Source organism: Streptosporangiales bacterium (assembly GCA_009379955.1).
In the GTDB taxonomy this organism is placed as follows: domain Bacteria; phylum Actinomycetota; class Actinomycetes; order Streptosporangiales; family WHST01; genus WHST01.
Genome location: WHST01000078.1, coordinates 1 through 18,460, shown reverse-complemented (window position 1 = coordinate 18,460; position 18,460 = coordinate 1). Strand labels below are relative to the sequence as shown.

Below are 18,460 nucleotides of genomic sequence, written 5' to 3'. Positions count from 1 at the left end.
ATGTCTCAGGTCTGGTACGCGTCGTACGGCTCGAACATGGATCCCGTGCGGCTGCGCGCGTACATCGCGGGTGGGTGTCTGCCGCCGGGCCGCCGCACGTATCCCGGTTGCCGCGACACCCGCATGCCGTCCAGGTCGGAGCCGATCGTGCTGCCCGGGCGGATGTACTTCGCCCTGGAGTCGCCCACGTGGACCGGCGGGCTCGCGTTGTACGACCCCGACGATCCGGGCGAGACGCCGGCGGCCGCGCACCTGGTGACCGCCGGGCAGTTCGCCGACATCGCCGCGCAGGAGATGCGCCGCGAGCCCGGCGCCGACGTGGATCTCGGCGAGTTGCTGAGGACCGGCCGGGCGTCGCTTGGTCCGGGCCGGTACGACACCCTCGTGTGTCACGGTGACATCGACGGCATGCCCGTGGTCACCTTCACCGCGCCGTGGCGCAGCGCCGACGTCGAGTGGAACGCCCCGGTCGCCGCCTACCTCGGTCATGTCGCGGCCGGGCTCGTGCAGACGCGCGGGTGGTCCGCCGAACGGGTCGCCGACTACCTCGTGAGTCGTCCAGGCGCGGCAGGTGCCTGGGAGCGTGCCGACGTCATGGCGCTCGCCGGTGCTTCGCTGTCGCAGGACCGCCGGTGAGGCGGGTCAGCTCCAGGGGAACGGCGAGTGGCTGGTGGGGTGGAGCCGTCCGGTCGCGTACCGGGAGAACCGGAACGGCTCGAGCAACGCCTGCGGAGAGCCGAGCAGCTCGTCGGCGACGAGCGCCCCGACGCCGATCATCTTGTAGCCGTGGTTGGAGTCGGCGATGACGTACGCGTTCTGCCGGAAGGTGTCGAAGACCGGGAAGCTGTCCGGTGTGAACGCGCCGATGCCGCCCGACGGCTCGTCCTTGTACAGCGGCCGCGTGCCCTCGAACCGCTTGTGGCAGTGGGCGAGCGCCGAGGTCCACATGCGTACGAAGTCGTCGCCGACGGCGAACTCGGGACTGTCGGGGCCGTACGGGTCCACCGCGACGTCGCCGGCCGGCCGGTCGAGCCGTACCGGTGACGCGCCGCCCTGCACGCCGCCGAAGGAGAAGTCGGGCTTGTAGTAGACGCCCCACATCTCGTCGGTGACCAGGCTGCCGTCCTCGTCGTCGTACAGCGGCTCGGACGAGTCGACGTGCACGACCGGCGGCAGCTGTCCGCGGTTGTCGGTGAGCTCCGCCGGGTCGACGGCGAGCGTGCCCTCCTGCAGCGCCCAGTACGTCCACATCGGTGCGTCGGCGTGCACGGTGCCGTCGGGCGTGGTGACGGGGATGTGCGCCGGCAGATCGAGCATCGCCCAGGCGTCCCTGACCCACGGGCCGGCGGCGACGACGAGCTGCTCGCAAGAGATGTTGCCGGCGTCGGTCTCGACGGCGGTGACCGCGCCGCCGTCGAGCGCGAGCCCGGTGACCCGTACGCCGGTGGCGATCGTGACGCCCTCCGCCGTGGCCTTGGCCGCCAGTCCGCGCAGCGAGGCGTGGTTGTTCGCGTAGCCGCCGCGCTTCTCGTGCAGGACGACGGAGATGCCGGGCGCCTGCCAGTCGGAGAACATGTCGAGGAGGTAGGCGCGGCAGGCGTCCCTGCCCTCCACGAGCACGGACTCGTAGTCGATCGCGCGCTGCTCCGCGTGGATCTGCGCGACGTCGGCGGCCATGGCGTCGGGCGCGATCTGCAGGTAGCCGACAGGGTGGTACGAGAACGCCTCCGGGTCGGACTCCCACACGTCGACCGAGTGCGCCATCAGCTCGCGCATCGCGGGCTGGAAGTAGTTGTTCCTGATGACGCCGCACGCGACTCCGGACGCACCGGCGCCGACGTGCGCCTTGTCGACGACGAGGACGTCGCTGCCGTCGCCGCGACCGGTCGCCCGGAGGCGCCTGGCGAGGTGCCAGGCGGTCGAGAGCCCGTGGATGCCGGCGCCGATGATCACGTAACGGGAGGCTTGAGGAAGCATGCCGACCACTCGATCCTGCTAAAGTCTGTTATTGCCGAGAGGGCAATGATGTTTCCCTGACTGAATCGACTCTACTATGGCGAGAACGGGCAGACCAGCGGTTCGCCACATCGAGGCCGTGCAGCGTGCCGTCACGGTGCTCGACGTGCTGGGCGACGGGGGAGAGCTCGGTACCAACGAGATCGCGAGGCGTTCGGGGGTCAACGTCAGCAGCGTCTCGCGGCTGCTTGCCACCCTGACCGAGGGCGGTCTGGTGCAGCACGTCCCGTCGACCGGCAGGTACCGGCTCGGCGTCCGCGTCCTGCAGCTCGCCAACGCCGTGCGGGGGCACCTCGACATCCGCGGACTCGCGCGGCCGTACCTGGAGGAGCTGACCGGGATCACCGGGGAGACCGCGACCCTGTCGCTGCCGGGCGAGCACGACGTGCTGACCGTGGACTACGCGCAGGGCGACCAGTCGGTGCGGAGCATCGCGACCGTCGGTCGCAACAGCGTCGCGCACGCCACGTCGGTGGGCAAGGTCTTCCTCGCCTGGGGAGGCCGGCTCCCGAAGGGGCGGCTCGCGGCCTACACCGAGCAGACGATCACCGCCCGCGGCACGCTCGACGCCGAGATCGCGGAGGTACGCGAGCGCGGCTGGGCCGTCGCGGTGCGCGAACGCGAGGACGACCTCACCGGTCTCGCCGCCCCGGTCGTCGACTCCGGCGGGCGGCTCGTCGCGATCCTCGGCATCCAGGGTCCGTCGACCCGCTTCACCCGCCAGGCGGTGCGCGCCGCCGTCGACCCGCTCCTGTCCCGCGCATCGACCCTGGGCTCGGTGGTCTGAGGGGCGTTACGCTTGCTCTACCGTGGCAGCCATGATCGCGGCACAGCGCAGGAACGGCATCCTCGAGCTGGTGCGCTCGAACGGTGCCGTGTCGTTGCGCGAGCTGGCACAGGTCTTCGGGACGTCCGTCGTCACCATTCGCCGTGACCTCCAGGCACTGGAGTCCGAGAGCCTGCTCGACCGGCGGCACGGCGGCGCCGTGGCCAACGGGCCGCACGCGCAGGAGCCCACGTACTTCCAGAAGTCCCGTACGGCGTCGGCGGAGAAGACGGCGATCGCCGAGCTCGCGAGCAGCCTCATCGAGGAGGGCGACGCACTCGTCATCGGCGCGGGCACCACGACCCAGGCCCTGGCGCGACGGCTCGCGCGCTACCGCGAGCTCACGATCGTCACCAACTCGCTGCTCGTCGCCGAGGCGCTCGCCAGGTCGCGCGGTGTCGACGTCGCGATGACCGGCGGCACTCTGCGCGGCTCGATCTTCGCGCTCGTGGGCGGTGTCACCGAGCAGACGCTGGCCGGCATACGTACGCGCCGCGCGTTCCTCTCCGGCAACGGCCTCACGGCTGAGCGCGGCCTCTCGACGCCGAACATGCTCGTCGCCAGCGTCGACCGTGCCATCGCCAAGGCGGCGGACGAGGTCGTCGTCCTCGCCGACCACACCAAGCTCGGCGCCGACACGATGATCCAGACGGTCGCGACGGACCGGATCACCCACCTGGTGACCGACGACGGCGCGCCCGCCACGATCGTCGACGCCCTGCGCGACGCCGGCGTCACCGTCCACGTGGCCGCGACCTCCTGACCCGCGCCGGGGCGGGAGGCCTGGACGCCGAATACATAGCTTGCTATGGTTTCTGCATGGGTAGGTCTCGGCAGGTTCGTTCGGGGCAGCGGGTCGCGCATCTGGTCGCGGCGGTGCTGCTGGTCGGGTACGTCTACGTGGCGCCGTTGCTCGGCGGCGGGTTCGAGGCCGCGGTGCGGTGGGTGGTCGTGCCCGCCGTGGTGCTGTCGGGCATGGCGCTGTGGAAGTGGCACCGCGTGCGAGCCCGCCTGCGCGACACGAGGCGCTGAGGTGCCGCGCCCCGCACTGCCACGCGACGCCTCGCTCGGCTACCAGGTCAACCACCTCGCCCGGCTGCTGGCGCTCGCGCTGCGCGACGGGATCGCGCCGTACGGGGTGGTGCCCGGGCAGTTCGCGCAGCTCCTCGCGCTCTTCGAGCAGGACGGCATCACCCAGGCCGAGCTCTGCGCGCGGGTGGGGATCGAGCAGCCCACCATGGCCAACACGCTCGCCCGCATGGAGCGCGACGGGCTGGTCGGTCGCACGCCCGATCCCGCCGACGGCCGCAGGACCCTTATCCACCTCACGCCGCGGGCGCGCTCGCTCGAGGCCGATCTCGTCGCCACGGCCCGCACCGTCAACGCCGAGGCCACCAGCGGGCTCGGCGCACCGGAGGTCGGGGCGTTCATGGACACCCTGGCGACCGTCATCGACAACCTCGAACGGTCTCGCGAGCGGGCGCCGATGCGCTCCGCGCGCACGTTGTGACCGTAATTGATCGAACGTGTGCAACTATTGTCTGCGTGCCGAGACCTGCCGCCCCTGCGACGCCGCTGCTGAGCGTGCTTGCCGACGGTCGTGAGCTGCGGTACTACGACGACCGGCCCGGCGACCGGACGGCCCCGGCCGACTGGCGCCCCGCCGAGCCGCGGCAGCCGGTGTCCGAGCTGCGGCTCGACCGGATGCTCGACGAGTGGGTGGTCGTCGCGGCGCACCGGCAGGCCCGCACCCACCTGCCCTCGACGGACGACTGCCCGCTGTGCCCGTCGACGCGTGCGCAGCTCACCGAGGTGCCCGCGGCGGCCTACGACGTGGTCGTCTTCGAGAACAGGTTCCCCGCGCTCGACGGCGTGGAGCCGTTGCGCGCCGGCGTCCGCCGCGCGCAGGCCTCGGGGCGGTGCGAGGTCGTGTGCTTCACCAGCGACCACGTCGGCTCGTACGGCACGTTGCCGCCGGACCGGCTGCGCACTCTCGGCTGGGCCTGGGCCGACCGGGTGCGCGAGCTGTCGGCCATGCCGGCCGTCGAGCAGGTGCTGGTCTTCGAGAACCGCGGCCACGAGATCGGCGTCACGCTCGACCATCCGCACGGGCAGATCTACGCCTACCCGTTCCTGTCGCCGCGTGCACGCCGCCAGCTCGAGGTGGCGAGGGCGCATCACGACGACACCGGACGCTGCCTCGGCTGCGACGTGCTCGCCGAGGAGGAGGCGGGCGTACGTCTCGTCGCCGCGACCGAGCGGTCGGTCGCATACGTGCCCGAGGCGGCACGCTGGCCGTACGAAGTGCACGTCGTGCCGCGGCGGCACGTGAGCGACCTCGCCGGCCTCGACCCCGACGACCGCGACGACCTGATGGCGCTCTCCGCGCGGGTGGTACGGGCCTTCGACGGGCTGTTCCGCACGCCGTGCCCGTACATCGCCGCGTGGCAGTCGGGCCCGGCGCGGTGCGGTGGCGAGTACAGCCACCTCTACCAGCAGGTCTTCACCGTCCGCCGTGCCGACGACAAGCTCAAGTACCTTGCCGGCAGCGAGTCGGCGGCCGGGGTGTTCGTCAACGACATCGCCCCCGAGGCGGCCGCGGAACGACTCCGGGTCACGCTCGCCTGAGAGCCGTGTGTTTACCACGTTGACATGCCGCGCGAGGGGTTGACTTCTCCCTGCCTGTGGGCGAGATTGTGTGCACTTCTGAGCGATCCTGATCGCTCTTGAGATGGTCGTTCTCTCGCCTTCAGGAGACGTCATGGCAAAGATGCCCGACAGCCCGTCCGGCGCAGGTCTCCCGGCCGGTGTCACGCGCCGCGGCCTGTTCAAGGGGGCGGCGGTGTCCGCATTCGCGGTGACTGTGCCCTCGGTGCTCACCGCGTGTGGTGGCGGTGGTGACGGAGGCGGCGGCGGTGACAGTGGGTCCAAGACCGTCACGTTCGGCTCCAACGGTTCCGACGAGGTGCCGAAGAAGGCGTACGAAGCGGTCTTCGCGCTCTACAAGAAGAACAGCGGCGTCACGGTCGACGTCAACACGGTCGACCACAACACGTTCCAGGAACAGATCAACAACTACCTGCAGGGCCGGCCCGACGACGTGTTCACGTGGTTCGCCGGCAACCGCATGAAGTACTTCGCCCAGAAGGGTCTCGTCGGCGACGTGTCCGATGTGTGGGAGAAGGTCGGCGGCAACTTCTCCGACGCGATGAAGAAGGCGTCGACGGGCGACGACGGCAAGCAGTACTTCATCCCGAACCTCAACTATCCGTGGGCGTGGTTCTACCGCAAGAGCATCTTCGCGAAGCACGACTACCAGCCGCCCACGACCTGGGACGAGCTGACGGCCCTCGCGAAGAAGATGAAGGGCGATGGGCTGGTGCCGATCGGCTTCGCCGACAAGGACGGCTGGCCGGCGTTCGGCACCTTCGACTACCTCGACATGCGGATGAACGGCTACGACTTCCACATCGCCCTGATGGCGGGCGAGGAGTCGTGGCAGGACGCCAAGGTCAAGGCGGTGTTCGACACCTGGCGCGAGCTGCTGCCATACCACCAGACGTCGGCGCTCGGCCGCACGTGGCAGGAGGCCGCGCAGGGCCTGCAGAAGAAGACCACCGGCATGTACCTGCTGGGTGCGTTCGTCGCGCAGCAGTTCCCCGAGGAGGAGCTCGACGACTTCGACTTCTTCCCGTTCCCCGAGGTCGACTCCGCCGTCGGTGTCGACGCCGTCGAGGCGCCGATCGACGGCTACATGCTGTCGCGCCGGCCGCGCAACCGCGACGGGTCGCGGAAGCTGCTCGAGTTCCTCGCCAGTGCCGAGGCGGAGAACGCCTACCTGAAGACCGACCCCACCAACGTCGCCGTCAACAGCAAGGCCGACACGTCTGGCTACAACGGCATCCAGAAGAAGTCCGCCGAGTTGATCTCCTCGGCGAAGTCGATCTCGCAGTTCCTCGACCGCGACGCCAATCCGACGTTCGCCTCGACGGTGGCGATCCCGTCGTTCCAGAGCTTCCTCAAGAAGCCGACCGACATCGGCTCGATCCTCGCCTCCATGCAGAAGCAGGCGAAGTCGATCTACGAGAGCGACTGACCAGGCCGTGTCTGCTTATGGCGTTCGAGGCGAGCGGCGTCCAGGGCGGTCAATGGCGGTGGCGGAGGACGAGCTCGTACTGGACGTACTTGCGAGCTCCGACAACGCCGCCAGTGGCCGCCATGGGCGTCGCGTAGCCCGGACAGTCATAAGCAGACACGGCCTCGCGTAGCCGTGAGTGCGAAGCAGGCCGTCGTGCGTGGGCGGCGTCCACGCCGGTGGACGCGACGCGACCGCATCGTCATCGCCCTGATGGTCGGCGTGCCCACGATCATCAACCTGTGCCTGGTGTGGCTCCCCGCACTCGCGTCGGTCGTGCTGTCGTTCACGCGTTGGGACGGCATCGGCCTCGAGGCCATCGAGTGGGCGGGCACCCGCAACTACGAGGAGATCGTCACCACCTACCCGCCGTTCTGGCCGGCACTGGCGCACAACGTCATCTGGCTGGCGTTCTTCATCCTCATCGCGACGCCGGCCGGGCTGCTGCTCGCAGTCCTGCTCGACAAGGGGATCAAGGGCACGCGCATCTACCAGAGCGCGATCTACCTCCCCGTCGTGCTGTCGCTCGCCATCGTCGGCTTCATCTGGCAGCTGCTGTACTCGCCCGACCAGGGCATGATCAACCAGCTCTTCAACATCGAGGTCGACTGGTTCGGCAATCCACGGATCAACCTCTGGGCGGTGCTGGTCGCCGCGAGCTGGCGCCACGTGGGCTACGTGATGATCCTGTACCTCGCCGGTCTCAAGGGCGTCGACCCGACGCTGAAGGAGGCCGCCGCCATCGACGGCGCCTCGGAGTGGCAGGCGTTCCGCAAGGTCGTGTTCCCCGCCATGCGCCCCGTCAACGTCGTCGTGCTCGTCATCACCGTCATCGAGTCGCTGCGCGCGTTCGACCTCGTGTACGTCATCAACGGCGGGCGCAACGGCCTCGAGCTGCTGTCCGCGCTGGTGACCCAGAACATCATCGGCGAGGCGAGCCGCATCGGCTACGGCTCGGCGATCGCCGCGATCATGCTCGTCATCTCGACGGTGTTCATCGTCGTCTACGTCACGCAGATCCTGCGCGAGGAGAAGGCATGAGCGGCGCAGAGTCCACGGCAGGGGTGCGTGTCGGGCGTCGCACGGAGGCGGCGGCCACGGCGACGGTCGAGCGCAAGCGGCCGCCGGTGCGTCCCGGACGCATCGTGCTGCACGCCTTCCTCGCGCTGACCGCGCTCGCGTTCCTCTTCCCGTTGCTCTACGCCGTCTTCACGTCGCTGCGCTCGTACGCCGACACCGCGGCGCGCGGCTACCTGTCGTTCCCGCGCGAGCTGACGCTGGAGAACTTCGCGAAGGCCTGGCGCACCGGTGACATCCCGCTCCACTTCCTCAACACGGTCGTGGTGGTGCTGCCGTCGCTCGTCCTCATCCTGCTGCTGTCGTCGTTCGTCGCGTTCGGCCTGTCGCGCTACCGCATCCCGGGCCGCCGCATCCTGCTCGTCGTGTTCACGGCCGGCAACCTGCTGCCGCAGCAGATCCTGCTGACGCCGCTCTACCAGCTCTACCAGCTGATCGACGACAGCGACTTCATGTACGACCGCGGCTGGTACGTCTACGACTCGTACTGGGGCGTCATCGCGATCCACGTCGCGTTCCAGATCGGCTTCTGCACGTTCGTGCTCGCGAACTACATGCAGGCGCTGCCCGAGGAGCTCACCGAGTCGGCGCTCGTCGACGGCGCGAGCGCGTGGCGGCAGTACTGGGGCATCACGCTGCCGCTGTGCCGGCCACCACTCGCGGCGCTCGCGACGCTCGAGTTCACCTGGCTCTACAACGACTTCCTCTGGGCTCTCGTGCTGATGAGCAGCGGCGACAAGCGGCCGATCACGTCCGCGCTCAACAACCTGCGCGGGCAGTTCTTCGTCGACAACAACATGCTCGCGGCGGGCTCGCTCATCATCGCGCTGCCGACGATCGTCGTGTACTTCCTGCTGCAGCGCCACTTCATCCGCGGCCTCACCCTCGGCGCGACCAAGGGCTGAACTCCTCGCGTGCGTCCGTACGACAGGATGGAGGCGGCAGCCCGGCCGACGAGGAAGAGGGAGCACCGTGCGGATCGCCGTTCTCGACGACTACCAGAACGTCGCGCTGACCATGGCCGACTGGACGAAGGTCCAGGAACGCGCCGAGGTCACCGTGTTCGACGAGCACTACGCCGACACCGACGCACTGGTCGAGGCGCTCGAGCCGTTCGACGCGGTCGTCGCGATGCGCGAGCGCACACCGTTCGACGCCGACCGGCTGGGGCGCCTCCCGCGGCTGAAGCTGCTGGTCACCACCGGCATGGCGAACGCGTCCATCGACCTCGACGCCGCGGCGGCCCGTGGCGTCACGGTGTGCGGCACGCGCAGCTCGACGCCTGCGACGGTCGAGATGACGTGGGCGCTGATCCTGTCGCTGGTGCGCCACATCCCGTCGGAGGATCTCGGCATGCGCGTCGGCGGCTGGCAGCAGACGGTCGGCTTCGGGCTCGCGGGACGCACGCTCGGCGTGGTCGGGCTCGGCCGGCTCGGCACCAAGGTCGCCGGCATCGGCGCGGCGTTCGGCATGGAGGTGCTCGCCTGGAGCCAGCACCTCGACGCGGAGCATGCGCGCACCGTGGGCGTGGTGCCGGTGACCAGGGAGGAGCTGTTCTCCCGCGCGGACGTCGTCACGATCCACTACAAGCTCAGCGCCCGCAGCGAGGGCCTCGTCGGCGCGGCCGAGCTCGCACTGATGAAGCCGGGGGCGTTCCTCGTCAACACCTCGCGCGGACCGCTCGTCGACACCGGCGCACTCGTCGCCGCGCTGGAGGACCAGCGCATCGGCGGCGCCGCGATCGACGTGTACGAGGTCGAGCCGCCGCCGGCCGACCACCCGCTGCGGGCCGCACCGCACACGGTGCTGTCGCCGCATCTCGGCTATGTCACCGACACGGGCTACCGGGTGTTCTACGGCGACGCCGTCGAGGACGTCCTCGCGTACCTCGACGGCGCCCCCACCCGGGTCCTGACCGCCTGACCCGGGGAGCCGGCGGCCAGGGTCAACACGTGAGGGGCACCCTCACCGTGCTCTGGTGCGGTGGGGGTGCCCCTCACGGGTTGCCGTCCAGGGACGTCGGCGGCGCCGGCACGGGTACCGGGGCTACGGCGAGGGCGTGCTGGGCCAGGCTGGAGAGGTAGAGCGTGCCGTCGCGCTCCCGCACGCCGGTGACCGTGTGGTACGCCTCGCCCGCCGCCTGCAGGTCGTGCACCAGACTCCCGTCCCGGTCGACGGCGACGACCCAGGTGGTGGTGCCCTCCAGTCGCCGCCGCACCGGATCGGGCACGGCCCACACGGCGTGGCGCAGCACCGGGTGCCTGGGCAGCAGCAGGTCGAGCAGCCGGTTGCGCGGCAGGATGAGGGCGAGCCACAGCAGGCCGTCGGTGCCCGTCGACAGGTTGTCGGGGAACCCGGGCAGGTTGTCGAGCAGGACGTCGGTCGTCCCGGCGCCGGGGCCGGTCAGCCAGTGCCTGGTGACCCGGTAGGCGCCGGTCTCGGCGACCGCGACGTACGCCTCGTCGGGCGGCAGCGCGACACCGTTCGCGAACGCCAGCCTGTCGACGAGGACGTCGACGGCGCCGTCCGGCGTGCGGCGGAGCAGCCGTCCGGTCGAGGAGTGCTCGAGGATGTCCGCGTGGTTGTGGTCGAGGCCGAACCGGCGCGAGGAGTCACTGAAGTAGACGGTGCCGTCGGCGGCCACCGCGGCGTTGTTGCAGAAACGCAGCGGCCGGCCGTCGACCTCGGCCACGAGCACCTCGACCGAGCCGGCGTCGGGGTCGACGCGGAGCAGGCCGCGGTTCGCGTCGCAGACGACCAGCCGACCGTCGGGGAGGACCTCGATGCCCATCGGACGCCCGCCGGTGTCGGCGACCGTGGCGACGTCGCCGCTGTCGAGGTCGACGCGCAGCACCCTGCCGTCCGCGATCCCGGTGAGGAGCCGTCCCTCGTGGTCGACCGCGACGTCCTCCGTGTTGTGGGCGCCGACGTCGACCACCCGCGTCGGCCGCCACGGGTGCGCGCCCGTCCGTTGTCCGGCCCTGGCGGTCGGAGCCGGCGGACGCCACCGCACCGGTGCGATCCCTGGACGACCCATGGTCACCACTCTCCCTGAACGGGCTACAGGCGCGGATCCACCGGTTCGGACTCCAGCGCCAGCACCGCGAAGACGCATTCGTGGACGCGCCACAGCGGTTCGCCGCGTGCGACCCGGTCGAGAGCCTCGAGGCCCAGGGCGTGCTCGCGCAGCGCGAGCGAGGCCTTGGCGCCGATGCCGCGGTTGCGCAGGCGTTCGAGGTTCGCGGGGTCGGTGTACTCCGGGCCGTAGACGAGCCTGAGGTACTCGGGTCCGCGGCACTTGACGCCCGGTTGGACGAGCCGCCCGGTCGTCGCCCGGCTCAGCGAGCCGCCCGCCGGCTTGACGACCATGCCCTCGCCGCCGGCGGCGGTGAGCTCCTCCCACCAGGCGACGCCGGCGGCGACCGACTCGTCGTCGCCGGTGTCGACGAGCAATGACCGTGTCGGCGTTACGAGGTCGGGTGCCGCCTCGGCCAGGCGCGCGCCGATCGACAGGTGCCAGCGGTGGTCGCTCTCGTGGTACGTCCTGCCGTCCTCGCCCTGTCCGCTCGCGAGCAGGTGGAAGGGCGCGAGTCGCACGCCGTCGAGCCCGTCGGTGTCCCAGACGTAGCGCCGGTACGCGGTCGTGAACGCCGCGGCGTTCACAGCGCGCGCCCCCGTACGGTCGAGCAGGTCGCCGACGTCGATGCCGCGTTCGGACGCGGCGCGCAGGGACTCGACGGCGGCACCGAGCGCGGCGGCCGACGCCGCACCGACGGGTGCGTACTGCTCGTCGATGAGGCGTCCCGCCTTCGCCGACCACGGCAGCAGCTCGGCGTCGAGGAGCAGCCAGTCGGCCGCGAGCTCGTCCCACAGGCCGGCTCCGGTGACGGCATCGGCAAGCCGGTCGAGCAACGTGGCCGTGAGCTCAGGGGAGAAGAACGACCGGCCGGTGCGTGTGTGCATCGCACCGGTGACGCCGTCGACGCCGAACCGCTGCGCCGCGCCCTTCTCGTCGCGGCACACGAGCGCGACGGCACGCGAGCCCATGTGCTTCTCCTCGCACATGACCGCGGCCACGCCGTCTGCCCGGTATCCCGCGTACGCCTCGTCGGGATGCTCGAGCAGGCCCTCGGCGCGAGACGTGGCGCACGGCGACATCGTCGGCGGCAGGTAGAGCAGGAGCCGCGGGTCGATCGCGAACCTGCTCATCACCTCGAGCGCGGCAGCCGCGTTGGGCTCGCGGACGGCGATGCGCCCCTGGTACGCGGTGTCGACGCCGCCGCGCGAGACGTCGTCGATGTCGAGGAGCCGTGGTTCCGCGCGGGCTCCGCCGCCCGCCGGTGCGAGCGTGGTGTTGGGCGGGAACGGCTTCGCCGGCTCGTACCAGACCTGCTCCGCGGGCACCGCCACGATCTCGCGTTCGGGGTAGCGCAACGCGGTCAGCGTGCCGCCGAACGCGCACCCCGTGTCGAGGCACATCGTGTTGTTGACCCACTGCACCTCGGGCATCGGCGTGTGGCCGTACAGCACCATCGCCCTGCCGCGGTAGTCGTTCGCCCACGGCAGCCGCACCGGCAGGCCGTACTCGTCGGTCTCGCCCGTCGTGTCGCCGTACAGCGCGAACGACCTGACACGTCCCGACGTGCGGCCGTGGTATGCCTCCTTCAGTCCCGCGTGCGCCACGACGAGACGGCCCTCGTCGAGGACGATGTGGGCGACGAGGCCGTCGCAGAACTCCAGCACCTGCCGGCGGAACTCCTCCGGCTCCTCGTCGAGCTGCGCGAGGGTCTCGGCCAGGCCGTGCGACACCTTGACGTTGCGGCCCTTCAGCTTGCGCACGAGCTTGTCCTCGTGGTTTCCGGGCACGCAGAGTGCGTCGCCATCGGTCACCATGCCCATGACCAGTCGCAGCACGCCGGGGGTGTCGGGTCCGCGGTCGACGAGGTCGCCGACGAACACGGCGGTGCGGCCGTCGGGATGGCGCGCGCCGACGACGCGGTCGGTGTCGTCGCGGCGCAGGACGTAGCCGAGCTCTGCGAGCAGCGTCTCCAGCTCGCTCCGGCACCCGTGCACGTCGCCGACGACGTCGAACGGTCCGGTGACGTGCCGCAGGTCGCTGCGCAGGCGCGTGTAGGTGACCCGCGCGCTGTCGATCTCGTCGACCGACGAGAGGACGTGGACCTGCCGGAAGCCCTCGCGGGCGAGCTTCTTCATGCCGCTGCGCAGGTCGGAGCGCTGGCGGCGGAGCACGCGGGAGCCGAAGGTCCGGTCGGCGCGCGCGGCGTTGCGTTCCTCGCACACCGTGATCGGTGGGTCGAGGACCACGGCGACGGGCAGGACGTCGTGCTCGCGCGCGATCCTGACGAGCTGCGCGCGGACGAACGGCTGCACGTTCGTCGCGTCGACGACGGTCGTGCGGAACCCGGCCAGGCGCTTGCCGACGATGTAGTGCAGCAGCTCGAACGCCTCGGCGCTCGCCGACTGGTCGTTCTCGTCGTCGGCGACGAGGCCGCGACAGAAGTCGCTCGAGATCACCTGCGTGGGGAGGAAGTTGCGGTGCGCGAACGTCGACTTGCCCGAGCCCGAGATGCCGATCAGCACGATCAGGCAGACATCGGGCAGCGCGAGCTCGGGACCGTCGGGCGTGGCGGTCATCGCGACTCACCCCTCTCGTCCGGCGTCCGCGTGAACACGGCCAGCTGGGTCGCCGGACCGACCTCCGGGTCGTCGGGACCGACCGGCGACACCCGGGGCGTGTAGCCGTACGCCCGCGCGACCGTGTCGGCCCAGTCGCCGAACTGCGCGCGGGTCCACTCGAAGCGGTGGTCGGGATGCCGCAGCCGGCCGGGTGGCAGTGCGGGGAAGCGGACGTTGTGCTCGACGTTCGGGGTCGTGACGACGACCACGCGCGGGCGTGCGTCGCCGAAGACCGCGTCGGTCAGCGCGGGGAGGCGCATCGGGTCGACGTGCTCGACGACCTCCATGAGCACGGCGGCGTCGTAGCCGCGCAGCCGCGTGTCGCGGTACGTGAGTGCGGTGCGCAGCAGCCGCAGCCGCTCGCGCTGCGTGTCGCCCATCCGGTCGGCGCCGAGGCGCTTCCTCGCCCGGGCGAGCGTGCGCGCGGAGACGTCGACACCGGCCACCGCGGTGAACCTCGTGTCGTCGAGGAGCGCGGACAGCAGCCGGCCCTCGCCGCAGCCGAGGTCGACGACGGTGGACGCCTCGACCTCGCGCAGCACGCCGAGCACGGCGTCGACGCGCTGCTGCGCCAGCGATCCGCCGACGGCATCGCCGGTCACGGCCGGCGCCGTCTCGAGGGCGACGGGGTCGGCCGCGTCGTCGACCTCGGCGAGCCGGGCGACGGCGTCGTGCGCCAGGTGGCGCTGGTGCGCGAGGTAGCGGCGCGCGATCAGCTCGCGTTCCGGATGCGTGGCGAGCCAGCCGGTACCGGCGCGGACGAGCTTGTCGACCTCCTCGGTGGTGACCCAGTAGTGCTTGGCGTCGTCGAGGGTGGGCAGCAGGACGTAGAGGTGGTTGAGGGCGTCGGCGACCCGGGCGTGACCGGAGAGCCGGAGTCGCACGTACGGCGAGGCGTCGGAGGTCTCCGGCAGCGGCACGGCCTCGGCGTCGACCTGCCAGCCGAGCGGCGCGAAGAGCCGGTGGGCGAGCTCGACGCCGCCGCGGCACGGCAGGGCGGGAACGGACAGCTCCAGCGGCAGCGGGTTGGCGGCGAGATCCGGTCGCGCGTCGCAGCGTCCGCGCATCGCCGTGCGGAACATGCTTGCCATGGCGACGGCGAGCAGCGAGGACGCGGCGTACGGCCGGTCGTTGACGTACTGCCCGAGACTGAAGCCGGGCCGCATCGACTTCGAGCGGCCGCGGACGAGCCGGATCGGATCGACCTCGAGCAGCAGCGCCGCGGTGCACCGGTCGTCGCGCGCCTCCGGGTAGAACAGGTGCGCCGCCCCCGACGCCAGTTGCACCGTCTGCGTCCGGTCGGGGTGCTTGTGCAGCACGTAGCCGAGATCGGTCGCCGGAGGCGCGGTCGAGGTGAGGGTGAGCAGCACCGGCCGATTCTTTCCGACCGCTCGTCGGCGGCGCATCCGGGTGCTGAATCACACGGTTGTCATTTACCCGAATAACACCGGTGTCATTCCGGTGGCGGTGGTGCTGAAGGGCTTAGATAACACCAGTGTAATTCATGTTGTTTGTGTGACTGGTGTTTCCATTGCGACAGAACGTTGCTAATCTCCGAATCGCGGTGGGGGGACATCGCACATCGTTCGGTCGAGGCAGAGCCAGACGTGAGGGCGAGGGTGCAGGCGTGCGACGGGTATGGGGACGAGATCGCGGAGTCGTCCGGTCGATCCGGGCGGCCGCAGCCGTCGGCCTGTCCGTCGTGCTGGCCGGAACGCTTGCGCTGCCTGCCGAAGCGTCACCGACGTATCCGGGCAAGGGCGAGGTCTCGAAGGCGCGCAAGGACGCCGACGAACGTGCGGGCGCCGCCGCCGTGATGCAGACGAAGCTCACCGCCGCGCAGTCCCGGCTCGCACAGCTCGACTCGCAGGCCGAAATGGCGGTCGAGGCCTATAACGGCGCGGTGTACGAGCTCGGCCGGGCGAAGACGGCGTACACGACCGCGAAGAAGCGCGCCGCCCAGAGTGCCGTCGAGGTCGAGACGGCGCGAAAGCGCGTCGCGGGGCTCGCGAGCAACGCGTACCAGGGTGCCGGCGTGGCCCAGTACGTCGCGTTGCTCGGCGCGGACGACCCGCAGGCCGTGATGCACGGTGCGGGATCGCTCGACGCGCTGAGCCAGCAGCAGAACGGGGACCTCGGTAGGTTCCGCGCGGCGAAGGTCGTGCAGAACGTCGTCCGCAAGCAGAGCTCGAAGGCCCTCGCGCGGCAGCAGGCCGAGACGGCACGGGTGAAGGCGGCGAAGCAGCGGGCGGAGAGCAAGGTCGCCGCGCAGCAGCAGGTGATCGCGACGGTCGCGGCGCTCGAGGCGAAGCTGGCGCGCAGCGCGCGGACGGCGGACGCGCACGCCGACTCCGTCGCGGCGGACCGCAGCAAGGGCATCGCCAAGGCCCGTGCGGCCGCGGCGCGCGCGGCCGCGGAGGCTCGCGCGCGTGCGGCCCAGCAACAGGCCGACGACCGGCCGAAGGGCAAGAAGCCCCGCGGCGGCGGTGGCGGAGGCGGTGGTGGCGACCCCACGTACTACGGCACCGGGGGCAAGGCGGCCGTCAAGTTCGCCCACGCACAGCTCGGCAAGTGGTACGAGTGGGCGGCCGACGGCCCGAGCACCTTCGACTGCTCCGGCCTGACGATGCGCGCCTGGCAGAAGGGCGGCCGCGGACTGCCGCACTGGAGTGTCGGGCAGTACTACCAGACCGACCGGGTGTCGCTGTCGAACCTGCGCAAGGGCGACCTGGTGTTCTTCGCGAACAACACCAACAACCCCGACACCATCCACCACGTCGGCATCTACATCGGCGGCGGGCAGATGATCGAGGCGCCGCACACCGGCGCGCAGGTCCGCATCTCCAGCATCTACCGCAGCGGCCTGATCGGCGCCGGCCGCCCGTAGCGCATAAGTGTCAGAACCTCAGCAGGTCATAGCCCGCTGAGGTTCTGACAACTCCGGGCGTCGGGTCAGGCTTGCGGTGCGTGCGCGAGTGCCTCCTCGAGCTCCTCGTGCATCCGTCGAGCCAGCTCGATGTCCTGATAGTCGCCGTCGTCGCCGTGGGCCTCGAGCCAGTTCTCCAACTCGTGTCTGCGGTTCTCGGCCATCTCGACCCAGTCGACGTCGCCGGCGGACTCACCCGTCATGATCTGGTAGTGGGCGAGGTCGGCGATCGACCCCGAGCCCTCCCGCCCGTCGTGCAGGCCGGGACGGTCCGCGTAGTAGTCCATGGCGATGACCTGCAGGTCGTTGTCCAGGACCTGGGCCTCGTGCCCGCGACCCATGTCCACGGTGACCTTCGCCGACGTCTGCGGGTCCGGCGCGAACACCGTGATCGCGATATCGCCCGCGAACTCCAGCCAGCCGACCGCCCCCAGGAACTTGCCAATCGCAGCTTGCGTGCTCTTTGGCGCCATGGCCTCGAAGACCTCGGCGATCACACCCAGCTGGCCTTCCGCCCATTGCCCACGGAGGAAGTCGAACAGGCTGTGATCGTTCAGGCCGGTGGCCCGGATCCCCTTGATCACGGTGTCGAGCGTCGCCTCGACATCGGCCGGGTCGACGGTGTAGTTCTCCAGCTGATCCAGGGTGATCGACTGGGAGGTGGCCCACATGTCCGCGGACGAGCGGAACTCGTCCGCGTCGGTGAGGGATTGGTCGAGGAGGTCCTGGTTGTACTTGGCGACCCCGGGGTCGGCGACGTCGCTCAGCTCCGGCGTGCTGCCGGCGATCGTCTCCAGCGCCGCCATGGCGTCGAGGTCGGCGAGGGTCGCCTGCTTGAGGGTGCCGCGGACCGCCTGGGTTTCGCGCACCAAGGTGTCGCCGTACGTGGTGTCCGGCGGGATGACCGTGCCGTCCTCCTGGACCTTGCAGTCCATGCCTCGGAGCTTCTCGACGATCTGCCGCAGGTTGGCGGCGTAGTTGAGCAGCGCGTAGTGCAGGCCCTCGACGACCCGTGCGGCCGACTCCATCTGGATGCGGCAGATGTCCACGGCGAGCGCGTTGTTCTGCACGACCATGGACGCCTCGGGCTGACCGACACCGTCCCAGATCTGCTTGCCGGCGATGGCGTTATGGATCGGGACCATCGAGTCGAGGCCCCCCGCGGCCTTCTCCTTGGCCTCGTCGAAGCCGGTCTCCAGGAGCAGACCGAAGTTGAGGTTCAGCAGCCGCGACAGCGGCATGTAGTCGGCCATCACTTGTACCTGTCGTACTTGTCCTTCGGGTCGACGCCGACCGGCTTGTACTGAGCGGCGGCGTCGACGTCGGTGTTGCCCACGGTGTTCGCGGTGGTCTGCAGCTTGTTCCCGACGCTGATCAGCGTCTCGGCGAGCTTCGAGAACGTCGAGCCCCAGATGTCCTGGTTGGTCGCGATCGAGGCGCGGCTCGCCAGCATCGTGTTGGGCAGTTGCCCTCGCGCGAGGATCGGCGCGGCCGCCCCCACGTCCGCTCCGGTCTGCGCGCAGGAGCCACCCTGCTGGAGCAGCGCCTCACGGTTGACGCCGATCTTCGTCACTCGTCCCCCTCGGTCCGATGTTCGTCAGGACCCAGGAGAACGGCGGTCGATAGCGGATCGCTAGCGTGTCGCTAGTGTCGCCCGCCGGAAATTCGTGTGATATATCGTGCGAGGGAGTCGAGGATTTCCTCCGCGGTCTTCTTCCACACGAACGGTTTCGGGTCCTCGTTCCACATCTTGATCCATTCGCGGACGTCTTTCTCCAGTGCC

17 protein-coding genes are annotated in these 18,460 nt (G+C 70.4%); 10 read left to right on the top strand and 7 right to left on the bottom strand.

Features of this window, described 5'->3' with window-relative positions:
• Nucleotides 1–636 carry a histone deacetylase gene (locus GEV10_21140; GenBank protein MQA80953.1) on the top strand — a complete coding sequence of 212 codons (636 nt, stop codon included), beginning with the start codon at nucleotides 1–3 and terminating at the stop codon, nucleotides 634–636.
• A gap of 6 nt (nucleotides 637–642) precedes the next feature.
• On the opposite strand, the gene GEV10_21135 is transcribed toward GEV10_21140, so the two are convergent.
• On the bottom strand, nucleotides 643–1,977 hold the full coding sequence (locus GEV10_21135) for an FAD-dependent oxidoreductase (GenBank protein ID MQA80952.1): 1,335 nt from the start codon (nucleotides 1,975–1,977) through the stop codon (nucleotides 643–645).
• Nucleotides 1,978–2,053: 76 nt separating this feature from the next.
• On the opposite strand from GEV10_21135, the gene GEV10_21130 reads away from it, so the two are divergent.
• The 8 genes from GEV10_21130 (at nucleotide 2,054) to GEV10_21095 (ending at nucleotide 9,977) form a co-directional block, all read left to right on the top strand.
• A complete protein-coding gene (locus GEV10_21130; protein MQA80951.1) occupies nucleotides 2,054–2,803 on the top strand; it encodes a helix-turn-helix domain-containing protein in 750 nt (249 codons plus the stop codon).
• 31 nt (nucleotides 2,804–2,834) lie between these two features.
• A complete protein-coding gene (locus tag GEV10_21125) occupies nucleotides 2,835–3,605 on the top strand; it encodes a DeoR family transcriptional regulator (GenBank protein ID MQA80950.1) in 771 nt (256 codons plus the stop codon).
• Between the two features lie 45 nt (nucleotides 3,606–3,650).
• The gene (locus tag GEV10_21120; protein MQA80949.1) at nucleotides 3,651–4,352 is read left to right on the top strand and encodes a MarR family transcriptional regulator; all 702 of its coding nucleotides are present in this window, start codon (nucleotides 3,651–3,653) and stop codon (nucleotides 4,350–4,352) included.
• Nucleotides 4,353–4,417: 65 nt separating this feature from the next.
• Nucleotides 4,418–5,470: a galactose-1-phosphate uridylyltransferase gene (gene galT / locus GEV10_21115; GenBank protein ID MQA80948.1), complete on the top strand. Its 1,053-nt coding sequence runs from the start codon at nucleotides 4,418–4,420 to the stop codon at nucleotides 5,468–5,470.
• Nucleotides 5,471–5,612: 142 nt separating this feature from the next.
• Nucleotides 5,613–6,938 carry an extracellular solute-binding protein gene (locus GEV10_21110; protein ID MQA80947.1) on the top strand — a complete coding sequence of 442 codons (1,326 nt, stop codon included), beginning with the start codon at nucleotides 5,613–5,615 and terminating at the stop codon, nucleotides 6,936–6,938.
• A 252-nt stretch (nucleotides 6,939–7,190) separates the two neighbouring features.
• Nucleotides 7,191–8,018: an ABC transporter permease subunit gene (locus GEV10_21105; protein ID MQA80946.1), complete on the top strand. Its 828-nt coding sequence runs from the start codon at nucleotides 7,191–7,193 to the stop codon at nucleotides 8,016–8,018.
• Nucleotides 8,015–8,959: an ABC transporter permease subunit gene (locus GEV10_21100; GenBank protein MQA80945.1), complete on the top strand. Its 945-nt coding sequence runs from the start codon at nucleotides 8,015–8,017 to the stop codon at nucleotides 8,957–8,959. The genes GEV10_21105 and GEV10_21100 overlap by 4 nt, the downstream gene beginning before the upstream one ends.
• 67 nt (nucleotides 8,960–9,026) lie before the next feature.
• Nucleotides 9,027–9,977, top strand: a complete 951-nt coding sequence (locus tag GEV10_21095) for a D-2-hydroxyacid dehydrogenase family protein (GenBank protein MQA80944.1) — start codon at nucleotides 9,027–9,029, stop codon at nucleotides 9,975–9,977.
• Between the two features lie 73 nt (nucleotides 9,978–10,050).
• Here the strand turns inward: GEV10_21095 and GEV10_21090 are convergent, their stop codons facing one another.
• From GEV10_21090 to GEV10_21080, 3 genes are read right to left on the bottom strand one after another with little or no spacing between them, the layout of a single operon-like run.
• A complete protein-coding gene (locus GEV10_21090) occupies nucleotides 10,051–11,091 on the bottom strand; it encodes an SMP-30/gluconolactonase/LRE family protein (GenBank protein ID MQA80943.1) in 1,041 nt (346 codons plus the stop codon).
• 23 nt (nucleotides 11,092–11,114) lie between these two features.
• Nucleotides 11,115–13,709 carry a polynucleotide kinase-phosphatase gene (locus GEV10_21085; protein ID MQA80942.1) on the bottom strand — a complete coding sequence of 865 codons (2,595 nt, stop codon included), beginning with the start codon at nucleotides 13,707–13,709 and terminating at the stop codon, nucleotides 11,115–11,117.
• On the bottom strand, nucleotides 13,706–15,121 hold the full coding sequence (locus GEV10_21080; GenBank protein ID MQA80941.1) for a 3' terminal RNA ribose 2'-O-methyltransferase Hen1: 1,416 nt from the start codon (nucleotides 15,119–15,121) through the stop codon (nucleotides 13,706–13,708). The genes GEV10_21085 and GEV10_21080 overlap by 4 nt, the downstream gene beginning before the upstream one ends.
• A gap of 257 nt (nucleotides 15,122–15,378) precedes the next feature.
• Here GEV10_21080 and GEV10_21075 point away from each other — a divergent pair, with 257 nt between their 5' ends.
• Nucleotides 15,379–16,638 carry a hypothetical protein gene (locus GEV10_21075; GenBank protein ID MQA80940.1) on the top strand — a complete coding sequence of 420 codons (1,260 nt, stop codon included), beginning with the start codon at nucleotides 15,379–15,381 and terminating at the stop codon, nucleotides 16,636–16,638.
• Between the two features lie 65 nt (nucleotides 16,639–16,703).
• Here the strand turns inward: GEV10_21075 and GEV10_21070 are convergent, their stop codons facing one another.
• From GEV10_21070 to GEV10_21060, 3 genes are all read right to left on the bottom strand, one after another.
• A complete protein-coding gene (locus tag GEV10_21070) occupies nucleotides 16,704–17,930 on the bottom strand; it encodes a hypothetical protein (GenBank protein ID MQA80939.1) in 1,227 nt (408 codons plus the stop codon).
• Nucleotides 17,930–18,250, bottom strand: coding sequence for a hypothetical protein (locus tag GEV10_21065; protein ID MQA80938.1), 321 nt, complete (start codon nucleotides 18,248–18,250; stop codon nucleotides 17,930–17,932). The genes GEV10_21070 and GEV10_21065 overlap by 1 nt, the downstream gene beginning before the upstream one ends.
• A 71-nt stretch (nucleotides 18,251–18,321) precedes the next feature.
• Nucleotides 18,322–18,460 (bottom strand): IS630 family transposase (locus GEV10_21060; protein MQA80937.1); only part of this gene is annotated, 139 nt, incomplete at its 5' end.